This is a genomic window from Nocardia sp. NBC_01329, from assembly GCF_035956715.1.
GTDB lineage: Bacteria > Actinomycetota > Actinomycetes > Mycobacteriales > Mycobacteriaceae > Nocardia.
Genome location: NZ_CP108381.1, coordinates 2,845,053 through 2,859,678, shown reverse-complemented (window position 1 = coordinate 2,859,678; position 14,626 = coordinate 2,845,053). Strand labels below are relative to the sequence as shown.

Below are 14,626 nucleotides of genomic sequence, written 5' to 3'. Positions count from 1 at the left end.
TGGCCTCGCTCAGGCAGTCGCGTAACGGTTGGGGACAGTGGTGGGGAGTCCGAGCAGCGCGCGCAGGGAGCCGTCCGGGTAGGCGGTACGGAAGACACCACGGTGCTGCAAGATGGGAACGAGGTCGTCGGCGATGGCGGTCAGGTCATCGATCGCTACCCCGGGCCGTAAGCGGAAGCCGTCTATTCCCTGCCCGCTCCAGTCGATGAGCAGATCGGCGAGTTCGTCGGCGCTTCCCGCGAAAACGAGGGCATCGGAAAAATATTCGACTCCGGCCGCATCGTCGAGGCGTGCCAGGCGCTGCGGTCCGGTCGCCGCGGCGGTATCGAGGAACACCTCGAGGTCGGCGTAGACACGCAGGCGTTCACCCACGCGCCCGACCTGCGCCGCCGCCTCGGCCACCTGGCCGAGTATCGCGGCGAGGCTGCCTTCGCCGGTCGGGGTGATGAATACCAGATCCGCGCTGCGCGCCGCGAATTCGTAGATCAACGGCGCATGCGCGAGCGCGGTCACCACCGGCTGGCCCTGCGGAGGCCGCGGCGTGATCGATGGTCCGCGGACGCTGAAATAGCGTCCCTCGAAATCGATGCGGTGCAGTTTGGCGCGATCGATGAAACGCCGGGTGGCCACATCGCGGATCTCGGCGTCGTCCTCCCAGCTGTCCCATAGTCGCCGGACCACTTCCACGGCGTCGGCGGCTTCGTCGAACCGGTCGTGCACAAAGCCCGGGAAGGTGCCGGTGGTCCGGACCTCCGCCAGTTCGGCGGTGGTGAGTTCGCGTAGCGGGCGGCGCCCGAAATGGGCGGCTTCCTCCGCAGTGCCCGAGACTCTGACCTGCCAGCCCGCCCGGCCGCGTGAGGTGTGGTCGAGCGTGGCGATCGATGTGGAGACGTGGAAAGGCTCGGTATGGGTCGTGGTAACGGTCGGCACGAGCCCGATGTGCCGGGTCACCGGCGCGAGCCGGGCGGCGATCAGCTGGGCGTCGATCCTGGCCCGGACGCGGTCGAGGGCACCGTCGGCCGGTGCGTGACGGTCCCCGGGGACCGCGAGACTGTCGTCGACGGTCAGGAAGTCGAGCAGGCCGCGCTGGGCTGTCACGGCCAGATCGGTCCAGTATCGGGGGCTGAAGAGTTCGGCCGGGCGGGAATTCGGCTCCCGCCACGCGGCTGGATGCCGGCCCGCGCCGTCGAGCGCTACGCCGAGATGTATTTTCGGTGCCATCGTCTCCCGTTTCCTGTGCGTACGCGAGTGGTGTAGAGGTCAACGCGTAGTTCGCGCGAGCGGGGCCGCCGGGCCGCGGGTTCGCGGCGCCGGCCCGAATCCGAGGCGATCGGCGCGGTACCGGTGACGGGGCCGATAACAGGTGGCCGGGCGATTTCCGGCCTCGTCCGCGGCGGTATGTGCCGCCGGTGACCCTGGATCTGTCAACGATTGGGATCAGGTCGAGCCCGGCGAAATACGGCCGCCGACCGTCGCTCCCGGAAGCACCGGATTCGGCCCGAAACCGACACCACGTATCGGCCGTGGTCGGCCGGGAATCGAGGTATGAGCGCTACCGTGGCACGCGGTGACCTCCCGAGTGCTCGCCGGTGATTCACCGGATGATCGGCCGGAGTGATTACTACCGACCGGAAGGATCCGGCTCGTGCCGAAACCGGATGTGTCTCGCAGGACGGCATTGTTCGACGCCGATGCGCGGTTGTCGTGGGTGCTCGCCGCGCTCGCCGGACTCATCGGCGCGGCGGCGTTCACGCACACCGCGGGCTATTTCGTCACATTCATGACAGGTAACACCGAGCGCGCGGTGCTGGGGTATTTCCGGGACGAGCCCGATATGGCGGCAGCAGCCCTGGGATTGATCGCCGCGTTCGTGGCCGGGGTCGTCGTCGCCTCGTGGTGCCGCCGCCGCTACTGGGCCAGGCATCCGCACGGTCCGACCCTGCTGACCACCGTCTGTCTGGCGATCGCGGCGGGAACGGATCTGTTCCTGTATAGGGCGAACCCGAGCGATATCGACTTCGTTCCCATCCTTTTCGTCGCATTCGGCGTCGGGGCCCTCAACACCTCGTTCCTCGCGAACGACGAAGTATCGGTCCCGCTCAGCTACGTGACAGGCACCCTGGTCAAGCTGGGGCAGGGGATCGAACGTCATGCCAGCGGCGGTGATTACGCGGACTGGATCGGTTACTTCCTCCTGTATTCGAGTTTCGTACTCGGCGCACTGGCGGGCGGTCTGCTGAGCCTGCTCGTCGCGGGCTGGGCGATGCTCATCACGGCTACCGCCGTCTGTCTCGTCGTAACCGGCTACACCTATCTGCACCTGGATCGGCACGGACCGCTTCCAGAATGACCTCGGCGGGCCGGTAGATTTCGCCCGTTGGTTCTCTGCTGACCCGGGGTCGCCGTGGTCGTGCTGGGATGCGTTTCGGTCGGATGTGCCTTCTCGAGTGGGGCCGGCGGGGCTGCCGGCGCGCCGGTCCGGATTCCACTGCTCGGCGTTCGTGGCAGCTCTCGGAATCGGCCGGTAGCCCGCTTTCGGCAGTGCGACCATCGAGTCCTTTACCGTCCGTTGCCGACCGGGTACCGCACCGCAGGGGATTCCGATCGCCCAGCTGTGCGCCGATGACAGCCGGTGCTACACCTTGGTCGACGACGAGTGGCGACCGGGCCGGGCTCGTGTAGTAGTACGCCACGTCGGGCGTGCGATGCCGAAAAGGGGTGCCGAGCGGGTGGTTTGCGGGTTTCGGGGTCCTGGTCGGCGAAACGTGTTGGTCCTCCGATCCTTCCGGACCTAGGCGGCGAGCGGGAAAATAATTACACTCGGCCTCAGGCTCTGGCTACGAGCCTGAGGCAGGGGTCGGGTAGCTGGAAGGTGTCGGTATGGATATCGAGATTGTTCCGGGAGTACGGGGTTCGCACGATCGGGTCGGCCCTCGGCGCGGCAGACGAGCCCAGTGCGGCGTCGGCTCGGCGCTCCGGCGGAGCTCGGCGCTGATCCGATAGGCGAATTCGCCCATTGCACCGCGTCGGCCTCACAAGAGAGTGTCGAGTTGGAACTGTCGGGCTCCGCGGGGGTGCGGGAAACCTCGCGAGCGTGGATCGGTCAGAACTGGAAACGCTCATGGGCAACGAAGCTCCGGACCGCCCTACTGCGACGATGGCGGACTATCTGGACGATGATCTCAGCACGCGGACCGTGTCGGCGTTCGTCGTCGAGGCCCGCCGGCGGGGTGTCGATCCGTCCCCTTTACTGGATACCGATTTCTTTTTCCGCGGCACCGACTAGTTCGCTCGGTCGGATACCGAACGCCCGGCAGATCTTGTACATCTGTGCCATCGTCATCGCCCGTTCGCCGCGCTCGAGCCGGAGGATGGTCTTCTTGTTGTAGCCGGTCTTCTCTGCCAGAGCCTCCTGGCTCCAGCCGCGCCGCGCCCGCATCGCGCGTACTTCGGCCCCCAGTGCCGCGTCCAGGCGTGCCTCTTCGGTGGTCGCTTCCTCCGACTCCGCGGGCGTCGCATTCATGTCGTTCATTCTGGGATCGGGCAGGTTCTGAATCAAGTGCCCGATAGTTTCGCGTCGGCCGACTTCCTATCTCGTGAACGATGACCGAACTGGGTTCCAAGGGGACCAAAAGGGGTTGTAAAGAGACCGAAAAGGGACTACGGTGAGTAGAGCGGTTGACTATCACCGCAGTTCACGCCCCAAGGCGCCGGTTGTGTTCGCACGGCAAGCGCGGCCGGTGCCCCGGGCGCCGATTCCCGGTACGGGAACAGGAGGGTCCGATGGGCTGGAGCGGAGACCCGGTATGGCTGGCCGATGTGCTGCGCGGCGCAGGCCTGACGGTGATCGAGCACGACGGCTGGCGCGAGCGCGGGCACGGCGACTTTCTCGATATTCGTGGTGTGCTGTGTCATCACACGGCCGGAGGTGGTCCGAACGACTGGCGAATAGTGCAGGACGGCCGGCCCGGACTGCCGGGTCCGCTGGCGCAGCTGGTTCTGGAGAAGGACGGCACCTACCGGGTGATCGCCGTCGGTGTCTGCTGGCACGCCGGGCGCGGCAGCTGGCCCGGCTGGCCCACCGACAACGCGAACTATCACACCATCGGTATCGAAGCCGTCTCGCGGGGGACACCGCCGTGGGACTGGACTCCCGTACAGCTCGATGCGTACAAGCGTGGCTGTGCCGCCCTGCTCCGGCGGATCGGTCGCGGCGCAGGCGATTGTGTCGCGCACCGGGAGTACTCGAGCGAAGGAAAAATCGATCCGGCGGGCATTGATATGAACGCCTTCCGCCGGGACGTACAGGCAATCCTCGACGGAAGAGGTGACGAGATGGCGTTTCTGGAAGAGAAGATCACCAATTATCAGGGTGATCAGGTCACGGTCGGGACATTGCTGCACTATCTGGACAAACACGTCGGGCTGGCCCTGGACCAGCTTTCCGGTACGGGGACCGCCCGCGGGGCGAACTTCCCCGGCTGGGATTTCCTGGGCGACCGTACGACCGCTGAAGCCCTCGGCGTCATCGGCGCGGCCCTGAAGATCCCCGGTTTCCGCGACCCCGCTACCGACGAGCGCGCCTGAGGAAGGGTACGCCGGACTTGCCGCTGTAAAGGAGGGCAGCATGATCAGCGAAGTGGCATCTGTCCTCGGCGGCCTGGTCACCGGCGTCGGCGGGGTATGCGCGGCCGGGATCTTCAACAGGCGTAAGCGCCGTGCCGATGCCGTCGCGGTACTGACCCGGGCGGCCGCCCAGATGGTCGAACCGCTGTCGCGGCAGCTAGCGGCGATGACCGCCGAACTGGAGGCGCACCGTCGAATGGTCGCCGACGCGGAACGACGCTGCCGGCTCGCCGCCCCCCAGCACGCCAGCTGGGACATTGTGGTCCGGTCGTCGCTGCTGAATCTGGGAGTCGATGTGCCGCCTCCGCCACCGCTCGAACCGGAAGAGATTCCGATGACCGGTTCTGCGCCGGGGTGAAGGCCGGGAATGCGCCGCAACGCCGCGAATTCATTGTCCCGATAATTGATCGGCTATTGCTATAACACTTCCGTCGGGATCGAATAGCCCGAGGCGTTGCCGGAACAGCGCCACCGGACACAATCCGCCTTCGTCGGTAACAGTTCGCCACCTACCGGAATGGATCGCACATGCAGATTCAGATCAACACCGACAGCAATATCGACAGCGGCGAAAAACTGATCCGCCAGGTCGAGGAGGAGATCGCTTCGACGCTCGCGCGCTTCAGCGAGCAGATCATCAGCGTCGAAGCCCACCTGAGTGACCAGAACGCGGGCAAGGGCGGCCCGAGCGACAAGCGATGCGTATTGCAGGCCCGCCCAGCCGGTCAACAGCCAGTCGCGGTGAGCCACGACGCCGCCACGATCAGCGACGCCTGCCGTGGCGCGGCCGAGAGTATGGCGCATCTGCTGGCCAGTCGCTTCGGCCGGCTGCACGAGACAAAGGGTGGCGACTCCATCAGGCACCCGCACAAGAACCACCCGCACGGCGATTGAGTCCGATACCCGGGACCGCGGGTCGTCACGGGTGCTGACCGCGGCCTCGGTCGTCGTGGTCAGTGGTGCGCGGGCGTTGGATCGGTCGGATCGGCGGTGCTGCGGTCCAGCACGATGACGAGGACGAGCGCGGCGACCACCGGGAGGCACGCGAGGAGCACGATTGTGCTGGTGGAAGCGCCGAGTGCGATGAGCGCGCCACCGACGATCGGACCCAGTACCGATCCCAGCCGTCCCATCGAGGACGCCCACCCGACCCCGGTGGCCGCGGCCCGGTCGGGATACAGCGAGACAGCGACCGCCGCCTGCCCGATCATGCCCGCCTGCAGGCCCAGGCCGACCCCACCGAACACGATGAGCAGCAGGACCTTGTCCGCGCCGAGGAAACCGGAAACGGTCAGGAAGACGATGGCCGCGACAGTGGTCGCCGCCAGCACCGAGGTCATCCGGAAGCGCAGCGCGCCCACCATGAGCAGTCCGGCCCCGATCATGCTGCCGACGCCCAGCGCGGCCGAACCCAGCGGGGCCAGCCCGGTACTGAAGCCGTAACTGGTGAGTAGTGTCGGCAGCCACGACGAGAAGATGTAGTACACCGAGAAGATGAGGAAGGAGAAACCCCAGAGCAGTACGGTGCGGGTTCGTACCCCCGGATCGAAGAGCCGGGCCACGGAGGCGCCGTGTTGGGCGGCGGTGGGTTCGACCGCACCGAGGACAGTGCGTTCATCCGGCAACCCCAGCCACAGCAGCGGGAACAGGACGGCCGAGGCCAGCCCGCCGGCGATGAACACCGACTGCCATCCGTAGGCGCCGACGAGCCGGCTGCCGAGAAGACCGGCGAGCAGCGCGCCGAGGGAGATGCCCATCGTCACGAACACCGCGATGGACTGCCGCAACCGTGGCGGATTGAGGACGGTCGCATGGGCGACGGCCGCGGGCATCACCGCACCGAGACCGAGCCCGGTGGCGAAGCGCAGCACGGTCAGCTCCCAGAGGGAGGGCGCCGCCGCGGTCAACAGCGAGCCGCCGGTGAACAGGAGAACAGCGGCGAGGATGACGCGTTTGCTCCCGAACCGGGCGACCAGCCGGCCGACCGCGATATATCCCAGTGCCACGCCGAGGCTGGTGAGCGAAAGCGCCGGGGTGAAATGTGATGCGGACACTCCCCATTCCTCGGCGAGCGCGGGTATCGAGAGACCCAGGGCGATGGTGTCGTAGCCGTCGAGTACGACAGCGACGAACGTCAGGGCGAGCACGACCCGGTCGGGGCGGGTGGCGGTGCTCCCGGAGAGGTCTGTGGTGGGTCGGCCCCCGGCGGCGTCCTCGGGGCCGTTCACGAGTTGTCGAGCAGTCGATACAGCGTCGCGGTGATGGCGGCGGTGGCTATTTCGGCCGCGAACTCCGGCGTGCCCTCGGCATCGAGCAGTACCGCCTGGGTGAACAACGGGCTCAGGTGGGCGGCGACCGTCCGGCGCAACTGCTCCGGTGGGGTGCCGGAACCGCCCGCCGCCGCCCATACGGTGCCGGTGACGGCGGTGAACAGCTGATGTAGCGCGGCGAGATTCTCGTCGTGGGCTGCGGCGAGGCCGGGCGGCAGCCGGCGGGTTCGCAGATGCCGGATGGTCCGGCCCGCCTCGGCGGTCCGGTGGTGCACCTGTCGCACCAGTTCGGTCAGCCACTGCTGCCAGTCGGTGCCGTCGTAGTGGGGGAGGGAGTCGGAGAAGTCGGCGAAACCGGCCGCCATGGCTACCTGGATGAGGTTCTCGCGGGTGGCGAAATGGCGGAACACGGTGCGGCGGCCGACTCCGGCAAGGGCCGCGATCTCGTCGACGGTGACATCCAGGCCGTGCTCGTGCATCGCGCGTCGCGCGGCGTCGACGATCGCGTCGGTCGTGGCCCGCGTCCGCCTCGATGGGACTGAACTGTGCCGTTCAGCGGTACCGGTCACTTTCTCCACTCTCCTCTTGACGCGCCACAGCTCCGCTCCGACACTTGACAGTGTCATATGACACTCGAGAGTGCCACCTGCGAGTTTCGAATTACGAGTTTCGAAGGTGAGTCCGATGTCGACTGAAACGCGGGAATCCAGGCTCGAGCATCGCATCGCGGCGTTGTACCGCACCGACCCGCAGTTCGCCGCTGCCCGCCCCGACCCGTCGGTCACCGCGCGGGCGGAGAAACCCGGACTGCGACCGTTCGAGGTCGCGCAGATCGTGGTGGACGGTTATGCGCGGCGTCCCGCAGTCGGGCAGCGCGCAGTCGAGTTCGTCACCGACCCGGGGACCGGTCGTACCACGGCGGAACTGCGGCCCCACTTCGAGACCGTCACCTATCGCGAGGCCTGGGACCGGGCCGGCGCGATCGCGGCGGCACTCGCCGGTGACCCCGTGCGACCCGGTGACCGCGTCTGTGTCCTGGGGTTCGCCAGTGTCGACTACACCCTCGTCGACATGGCGCTGACGCGGCTGGCCGCGGTGGCCGTGCCGTTACAGGCCGGCGCTACCGCCGCGCAGTTGCGGCCGGTCGTCGCCGAAACCCGGCCCACCGTGATCGCGTCGAGTATCGATCACCTCTCGGATGCCGTCGAGCTGGTGCGGACCGGCCGCTCGGCGCGGCTCATCGTGTTCGACTACCACCCGCGGGCCGACGACCAGCGCGCGACCTTCGAATCTGCCGTGGCGCAACTGGCCGGTTCGGTGCCGGTGGAGCACCTGGCCGATGTCAACGCCCGCGGTGCCGCACTGCCATCGGTACACCCGCCGCCGACCGATGAACCGGACTCGCCGGCGCTGCTCATCTACACCTCCGGCAGTACCGGAGCACCCAAAGGCGCCGTGATCACCGAACGGCTGGTCGCCGACCAATGGCGGGCCTCGACCAGCGAGCGGTGGGGTCAGCGTGGCACCGAACCGGCCATCGCGCTCGGTTTCATGCCGATGAGCCACATCATGGGGCGCGCGATCCTCTACACCGCGCTGGCCCGCGGGGGGACCGTCTTCTTCGCCGCCAGAAGTGATCTGTCGACGCTGCTCGATGATCTGGCCTCGGTCCGGCCCACCCAGCTGGCCTTCGTGCCCCGGATCTGGGAGATGCTGTTCCAGCGGTTCCGCGGCGTGGTCCAACGCCGTGCCGCCGGTACAGCGGATGCGGCAGGGGTCGAGGAAGCGGTGACGGCCGAACTCCGCCGTGACCTGCTGGGCGGTCGGTACCTGGCCGCCACCACGGGCTCGGCGCCGATCTCGCCCGAGCTGAGGGCGTGGGTCGAATCCTTCCTCGATCTGCACCTCGTCGACGGCTACGGGTCCACCGAGGCCGGAAGTATCGCCGTCGACGGCAGGCTGCGCCGGCCACCGGTGATCGACTACCGGCTGGACGACGTCCGGGACCTCGGTTACTTCCACACCGACCGGCCGTACCCGAGAGGCGAACTGCTGATTCGATCCGAGGCACTGATCCCGGGCTACTACGAGCGCCCGGATGCGACGGCCGAAGTGTTCGACGCCGACGGGTGGTACCACACCGGCGATATCTTCGCCGAGGTCGGTCCCGATCAACTCGTGTACCTCGATCGGCGCAGTTTCGTCCTGAAGCTGTCCCAGGGCGAATTCGTGACGGTGTCGACAGTGGAGGCGGCTTTCGCCGAGAGCCCGTTGGTCCGCCAGATCTACGTCTACGGCAACAGCACCCGGTCCTATCCGCTGGCGGTGGTGGTACCGATCGAGGGCGCGGCGGAACGAACCGGTGGCGACATCGACGCATTGAAACCGCTGATCGCCGATTCGCTGCACGAGGTCGCGAAATCGGCCGGTCTGCAGTCCTACGAGATCCCGCGTGACTTCCTCGTCGAGACGCGGCCGTTCACCCCGGAGAACGGTCTGCTCACCGGGATCCGCAAATTCGCCCGGCCGAATCTGAAGCAGCGCTACGGCGCCCGTCTGGAGCAGCTGTACGCCGAACTGGCCGAAGCCGAGGCCGGCGAGTTGCGCGCGCTGCGCCGCGACGGACACCGCCGCCCGGTGCTGGCGACTGTTGTCCGCGCGGCGGGCGCGCTACTCGGCGCGACGACGGGCGGTATGCGTCCGGACGCGCGTTTCACCGATCTGGGCGGAGATTCGTTGTCGGCGCTGACCTTCGCGCAGCTGTTGCGGGAGATCTTCGATATCGAGGTGCCGGTGGGTTTCATCATCGGCCCGGCCACCGATCTGCGAGCTCTCGCCGGCTACATCGACGACCAGAACGGCGGCGTCCAGCGACCGACCTTCGCCGAGGTGCACGGTGCCGAGGCCACCGCGGTGCACGCCGGTGATCTGACGCTCGGAAAGTTCCTCGACCCTGCCACGCTCGCGGCCGCGCCGGATCTTCCGGAGCCGAGGGAGCGGGTGCGGACCGTCCTACTGACCGGCGCGACCGGTTTCCTGGGCCGACACCTGGTGCTGGAATGGCTGCAACGGCTGACGCGCACCGGCGGCACGCTGATCTGCCCGGTGCGGGCGCCGGACGATGCGGCGGCACGGGCGCGGCTGGACGCGATCTTCGACACCGATCCGGAACTGGCCGCCCGCTATCGGGAATCGGCAACCGGCCACCTCGAGGTAGTCGCCGGCGACAAGAGCGCGGCCGAGCTCGGGCTGGACCACGCCACCTGGGCGCGGCTGGCGGATACAGTCGATCTGATCGTGGATCCGGCCGCCCTGGTCAATCATGTCCTGCCCTACCGCGAACTGTTCGGTCCCAATGTCGTGGGCACTGCCGAGCTGATCCGCCTCGCGCTGACGACTAGGCAGAAGCCCTATACCTACATCTCGACGATCGGTGTGAGTGATCAGATCGACCGGTCCGTGTTCACGGAGGACTCCGATATCCGGGTGATCAGCCCGGGCCGTTCGGTCGACCGCGGCTACGCCAACGGGTACTCGAACAGCAAATGGGCGGGTGAGGTGCTGCTCAGAGAGGTCGGCGATCTCTGCGGTCTGCCGGTCGCGGTGTTCCGCTGCGATATGATCCTGGCCGATACCGGGTACGCGGGTCAGCTGAATCTCCCCGATATGTTCACCCGGTTGGTGCTGAGCCTGGAAGCCACCGGTACGGCGCCCGGCTCCTTCTACGAACTCGATGCCGACGGCCGCCGGCAACCGGCCCATTACGACGGGCTCCCGGTCGGTTTCATCGCCGAGGCAGTGGCCGCGCTCGGTGCGCGGGTGGGGAGCGGGTTCCGGACCTACCACGTGATGAACCCTTACGACGACGGTATCTCGCTGGACACCTATGTCGATTGGTTGATCGAGGCCGGCCACCCCATCGAACGGATACCCGGCTACGGCAGGTGGTTGCAGCGATTCGAGACCGCTGTACGTGCGCTGCCGGAGCGGCAGCGCCGGTACTCGCTGCTGCCGCTGCTGGACAACTACCGGAAACCGCAGCAGGTGGTGCACGGCTCCATCGCGCCGACCGACCGCTTCCGGGCGGCGGTGCGGGCGGCGGAAATCGGTACAGCCAAGGATATTCCGCATGTGACGCCGGAGATCATCGTCAAGTACGCGGCCGACCTCGAGCTGCTGGGACTGCTGTGATGGGCGGGCGTGATCGTTGGATAACGTACTCAGCGCCGAGGGGGTCCGGGTCCGGGTCGAGAACACGGCTGTCCGGCCACTGGCAGACTGGGCGGATGGGCCGATCCGCTGCATACCGTCCCACCCCCGCGGACCTGGCGGCCGCGGGTGGGAAGACCATTGCCGATGTGCTGGCACCGGATCTGCGTGTGCTGTTCTGCGGGATCAACCCGGGACTGTGGTCCGGGGCGACCGGGCACCATTTCGCCCGGCCCGGAAACCGTTTCTGGCCCGCACTGTTCCGATCGGGGTTCACGCCGCGACTGTTCCGGCCGGACGAGCAGGACGATCTACTCGGGTTGGGACTGGGCATCACGAACGTGGTGCCCCGTACGACCGCGAAAGCGGACGAGCTGACCGCGGCGGAGTTGCGCGACGGCGGACGAGCTCTCGCCGAACGGGTGGCCCGGCACCGGCCGCGGATCCTCGCGGTCCTCGGCCTGGGCGCCTACCGGACCGCGTTCGGCCGACCACGCACGACCGTCGGGCGCCAACCGGATTCGTTCGATGCCACGGAGGTATGGGTACTGCCGAACCCCAGCGGCCTCAACGCCCATTACACCCTGGACGCGTTGGCCACCGAGTTCCGCGGTCTCCGTGTGGCGGCGGACAGCGTTCCGGAGGACCGGCGGCGATCCGGCGGGTAGCACCGCGGTGCTACTTCGGGTTCGGCCGAATCACCCACCGGCGACCGAGGGGATGATCATGACCTCCGTACCGGCCCCGAGCGGTGTGTCAGAGCCCCGCAACATCCGGCATTCGTCGCCGTCGACATAGAAGTTGACGTAGCGGCGTAATGCTCCGCTCTCGTCGCGAAGGCGGCGTTCGAGCGCGGGTGACCGCTCGCGGAGAACGTCGAGCACCTCGCTCAGGGTCGCGCCGTCGACATCGAGTTCCCGCTCGCCACCGACATAGGTCCGCAGCGCGGACGGCAGACGCACGCAGGCCACGGTGTTATCCGATGACCCGGGCGCGCACGCACAGCACATCCGGCAGTTTGTCGGCAACCAGCTGCCAGTGCTCGCCCTCGTCGGCGCTGCAGTAGACCTCACCGTTGCGGGTGCCGAAGTAGATTCCGGTCGGGTCGGCATCGTCGGAACACATGGCGTCGCGCATGACGGCCGCCCAGAACGGCGTCCGCGGGAGCCCCTGGGTCTGCGCCGACCAGCTTTCACCGGCATCGGTACTGCGGTAGACCGCGCATTCGGCATCGGGTGGAAAGCGGAACCGCTCCATATCCGCGACCAGCGGGAAGGTGTAGATCACGCCGGGGCGGCGCGGGTGCGCGACGATGGGGAAACCGAAGTTGGACGCCGGCAGCCCACCGTCGATGGACTGCCAGCTCGCGCCGTCGTCGACGGTGCGGAACACACCACCGTGGTTCTGCAGATACATCGTGCTCGGGGTACCCGCGTCCATGGCGACCTTGTGCACGCACTGTCCCCACTCCGGCAGTTCGCCGGGCATGAAATCGGCGGTGACTCCCTTGTTCGTCGGCTTCCAGGACGCTCCGCCGTCGGTGGTCTGATAGACCCCGCCGGTGGATATGGCCACGGCGATCCGCTGCGTATCCGCCGGGTGCGGGATGACCGTGTGCAGTGCGAGCCCGCCGCCGCCCGGCGTCCATTCGGTCCGGTGCGGATGTTCCCACAGCCCCCTGACCAGTTCGAATGTCCGCCCGCCGTCGGAGGAGCGGAACAGGGCCGACGGCTCGGCACCCGCGTACACCACATCCGGTTCGGCCGCGGTCGCGGGCGCGATCTGCCAGACACCCTGTAACGCCGCCTCGGTATCCGCGGGGAATGCCAGCGGAGCGTCGTCCGGCTCGCTCCACGTTTCGCCGAGATCATCGCTGGTGACCATGGTCGGGCCGAAATGGCTGTCCAGTACTCCGGCCAGGACCCGCGGCCGCGGCCGGCGGGTATCGATCGCCAATGCCTTCACATCGGCCACTGCGAACCCAGGTCGACTCACCTCCCAGCTCGACCGGCCGTCTCTGCTACGCGCCAGGAACAGACCTTTACGGGTCCCGATTCCGAGTAGAACATCCATCGCCGACCTCCAGGTAGTCACCGCCACGCCGACGCGTGCGAGCGTACTCCGCGACCACGAGCGGAGATGCCCGAACGTGCCGGGCGCGTCGATTCGGGTGCTTGCGGTGGGTGCGCGGCGATCAGCCGATACGGGGGCCCTTGGTTGCCGGATCGAATATTTCGGCCTGGGGCGGAACAGGTTCCGCGCCGGCCACGGCCGTCGGTGTGGTATCGGCGCCCAGGCCTTTCTCGGCCGCCGTGGTCCGGATCGCGTCGACGACGAGCAGCAACGCCGCCCGCCGCGCCGTGTTGGTGCGGTAGGCCAGCGAGACGGTCCGGGTGAGCACGTCGCCGAGTGCGACGATATCCACTCCGGGTGGCCGGAGCGCCAAGCCCAGGTCGGAGACGAGCGTGACGCCGAGGCCGGACGCCACCATCGCCATCGCGGTCGCCTGCTCCTCGACCTCGTGGTCGATCCGCGGTCCTATTCCTACCGATTGGAACGCCAGCCGGGCGGCATGCCCGAAATGCGAGCGCGCGGGCGCGAGTATCCATGGATGTTCGGCCAGTTCGGCCAGGGTGACAATGGGCGTCGGGACCGCCCCGGGCGGGACGGCGGCATAGATTCGTTCGACGGCGATGACCGCGCGTTCCAGACCGCTGTCCCAGGTCATCTGGTAGTTCGAGTAGTCGAGAACGAAGGATAGGTCGAGTGCCCCGTCGCGGACCGCCGCGGCGGTCGCCTCCGGCGCGAGTTCCCGCGTGCGCACCGAGATACCGGGGTGGGTGCGTGCGAGTGTGGTCAACGCATCCGGTAGCAGGCCGGACGCCACTGAGGCCCAGACACCGGCGGTGACGGTGGCGGACATTGTTTCCCCGGCGTCCTCGAGCGCCTGGGTCGCGCGCTCGACCGAGGCGAGTATCTCCTCGGCATGCTCGGCGAGCAGCACTCCGAGATCGGTGAGTTGTAGCCGGCGCCCCCGTCGCTCGAAAAGCCGGGTGCCGACATCGCGTTCCAGTTGCGCGAGCTGCTGGGACACCGCCGAGGCGGTGTAGTGCAGCGCGGTCGCGGTTGCCGTGACCGTGCCGCGTCGATGCAGCTCACGCAACATTCGTAGCCGGGCCAGCGACAGATCCATGTCAATGAGCCTAGGCGTTCGGTGTCGTCACGGCCGAGTGTTGTGCAGGAACGCTGAACACTGCCGTCAACGAACCGTTAATAGACGCGCGGTCGGGTACGAATGCAGGCTGGTTGGACCGGGATCGAGCCATCGGCCGGGGACGACGTGGTCCGAACAGGGGATCACGCGACTCGGCGTTTCTCCTTGGGTGATGGTGTGTCCGGCACGAACACGAAGAGGAGGTGGTTCGCCATGACGATGATGCAGGAACCGGCCGGAGGCGCCGCACAAGTTACCGCGCAAGCTGTTCCGGTCGCACCGGCTGTTCCGGCCGCACCGGCGGCAG

Annotated in this window: 13 protein-coding genes; 6 read left to right on the top strand and 7 right to left on the bottom strand. The window is 67.7% G+C overall.

The genetic code is table 11. The features are described from left to right. Positions 1-9 precede the first annotated feature (9 nt). A complete protein-coding gene (locus OG405_RS12890) occupies positions 10-1,221 on the bottom strand; it encodes an LLM class flavin-dependent oxidoreductase (protein ID WP_327151868.1) in 1,212 nt (403 codons plus the stop codon). A gap of 424 nt (positions 1,222-1,645) precedes the next feature. Here OG405_RS12890 and OG405_RS12885 point away from each other — a divergent pair, with 424 nt between their 5' ends. Further along, positions 1,646-2,350 (top strand): DUF1275 family protein, encoded by a 705-nt coding sequence (locus tag OG405_RS12885; RefSeq protein WP_327151867.1) that lies wholly within the window; start codon positions 1,646-1,648, stop codon positions 2,348-2,350. Between the two features lie 897 nt (positions 2,351-3,247). On the opposite strand, the gene OG405_RS12880 is transcribed toward OG405_RS12885, so the two are convergent. Next, positions 3,248-3,523, bottom strand: coding sequence for a helix-turn-helix domain-containing protein (locus tag OG405_RS12880; protein WP_327151866.1), 276 nt, complete (start codon positions 3,521-3,523; stop codon positions 3,248-3,250). A gap of 260 nt (positions 3,524-3,783) precedes the next feature. Between OG405_RS12880 and OG405_RS12875 the strand changes: the two genes are divergently transcribed. The 3 genes from OG405_RS12875 to OG405_RS12865 all read left to right on the top strand — a co-directional run bounded on the left by OG405_RS12875 (position 3,784) and on the right by OG405_RS12865 (position 5,520). Beyond that, complete coding sequence (locus tag OG405_RS12875) at positions 3,784-4,587, top strand: peptidoglycan recognition protein family protein (RefSeq protein WP_327151865.1); 804 nt, start codon at positions 3,784-3,786, stop codon at positions 4,585-4,587. A gap of 40 nt (positions 4,588-4,627) precedes the next feature. Then, positions 4,628-4,984, top strand: coding sequence for a hypothetical protein (locus OG405_RS12870; protein WP_327151864.1), 357 nt, complete (start codon positions 4,628-4,630; stop codon positions 4,982-4,984). A gap of 170 nt (positions 4,985-5,154) precedes the next feature. After that, the gene (locus tag OG405_RS12865; RefSeq protein ID WP_327151863.1) at positions 5,155-5,520 is read left to right on the top strand and encodes an HPF/RaiA family ribosome-associated protein; all 366 of its coding nucleotides are present in this window, start codon (positions 5,155-5,157) and stop codon (positions 5,518-5,520) included. Positions 5,521-5,579: 59 nt separating this feature from the next. Here OG405_RS12865 and OG405_RS12860 read toward each other — a convergent pair whose 3' ends face one another. Together OG405_RS12860 and OG405_RS12855 are read right to left on the bottom strand one after the other, a co-directional pair. Next, entirely contained in the window at positions 5,580-6,773 is a 1,194-nt protein-coding gene (locus tag OG405_RS12860; protein ID WP_327152322.1) for an MFS transporter, read from the bottom strand. Between the two features lie 77 nt (positions 6,774-6,850). Further along, positions 6,851-7,465, bottom strand: a complete 615-nt coding sequence (locus tag OG405_RS12855; protein ID WP_327151862.1) for a TetR/AcrR family transcriptional regulator — start codon at positions 7,463-7,465, stop codon at positions 6,851-6,853. Between the two features lie 115 nt (positions 7,466-7,580). Between OG405_RS12855 and car the strand changes: the two genes are divergently transcribed. Both car and mug read left to right on the top strand, forming a co-directional pair. Next, positions 7,581-11,087 carry a carboxylic acid reductase gene (gene car, locus OG405_RS12850; RefSeq protein WP_327151861.1) on the top strand — a complete coding sequence of 1,169 codons (3,507 nt, stop codon included), beginning with the start codon at positions 7,581-7,583 and terminating at the stop codon, positions 11,085-11,087. Between the two features lie 95 nt (positions 11,088-11,182). After that, positions 11,183-11,773 carry a G/U mismatch-specific DNA glycosylase gene (mug, locus tag OG405_RS12845; RefSeq protein ID WP_327151860.1) on the top strand — a complete coding sequence of 197 codons (591 nt, stop codon included), beginning with the start codon at positions 11,183-11,185 and terminating at the stop codon, positions 11,771-11,773. Between the two features lie 30 nt (positions 11,774-11,803). On the opposite strand, the gene OG405_RS12840 is transcribed toward mug, so the two are convergent. The 3 genes from OG405_RS12840 to OG405_RS12830 all read right to left on the bottom strand — a co-directional run bounded on the left by OG405_RS12840 (position 11,804) and on the right by OG405_RS12830 (position 14,298). Beyond that, positions 11,804-12,067 (bottom strand): MoaD/ThiS family protein, encoded by a 264-nt coding sequence (locus tag OG405_RS12840; protein WP_327151859.1) that lies wholly within the window; start codon positions 12,065-12,067, stop codon positions 11,804-11,806. Positions 12,068-12,080: 13 nt separating this feature from the next. Then, positions 12,081-13,178: a WD40/YVTN/BNR-like repeat-containing protein gene (locus tag OG405_RS12835; protein ID WP_327151858.1), complete on the bottom strand. Its 1,098-nt coding sequence runs from the start codon at positions 13,176-13,178 to the stop codon at positions 12,081-12,083. Positions 13,179-13,299: 121 nt separating this feature from the next. After that, entirely contained in the window at positions 13,300-14,298 is a 999-nt protein-coding gene (locus OG405_RS12830; protein ID WP_327151857.1) for a LysR family transcriptional regulator, read from the bottom strand. Positions 14,299-14,626: the final 328 nt, after the last annotated feature.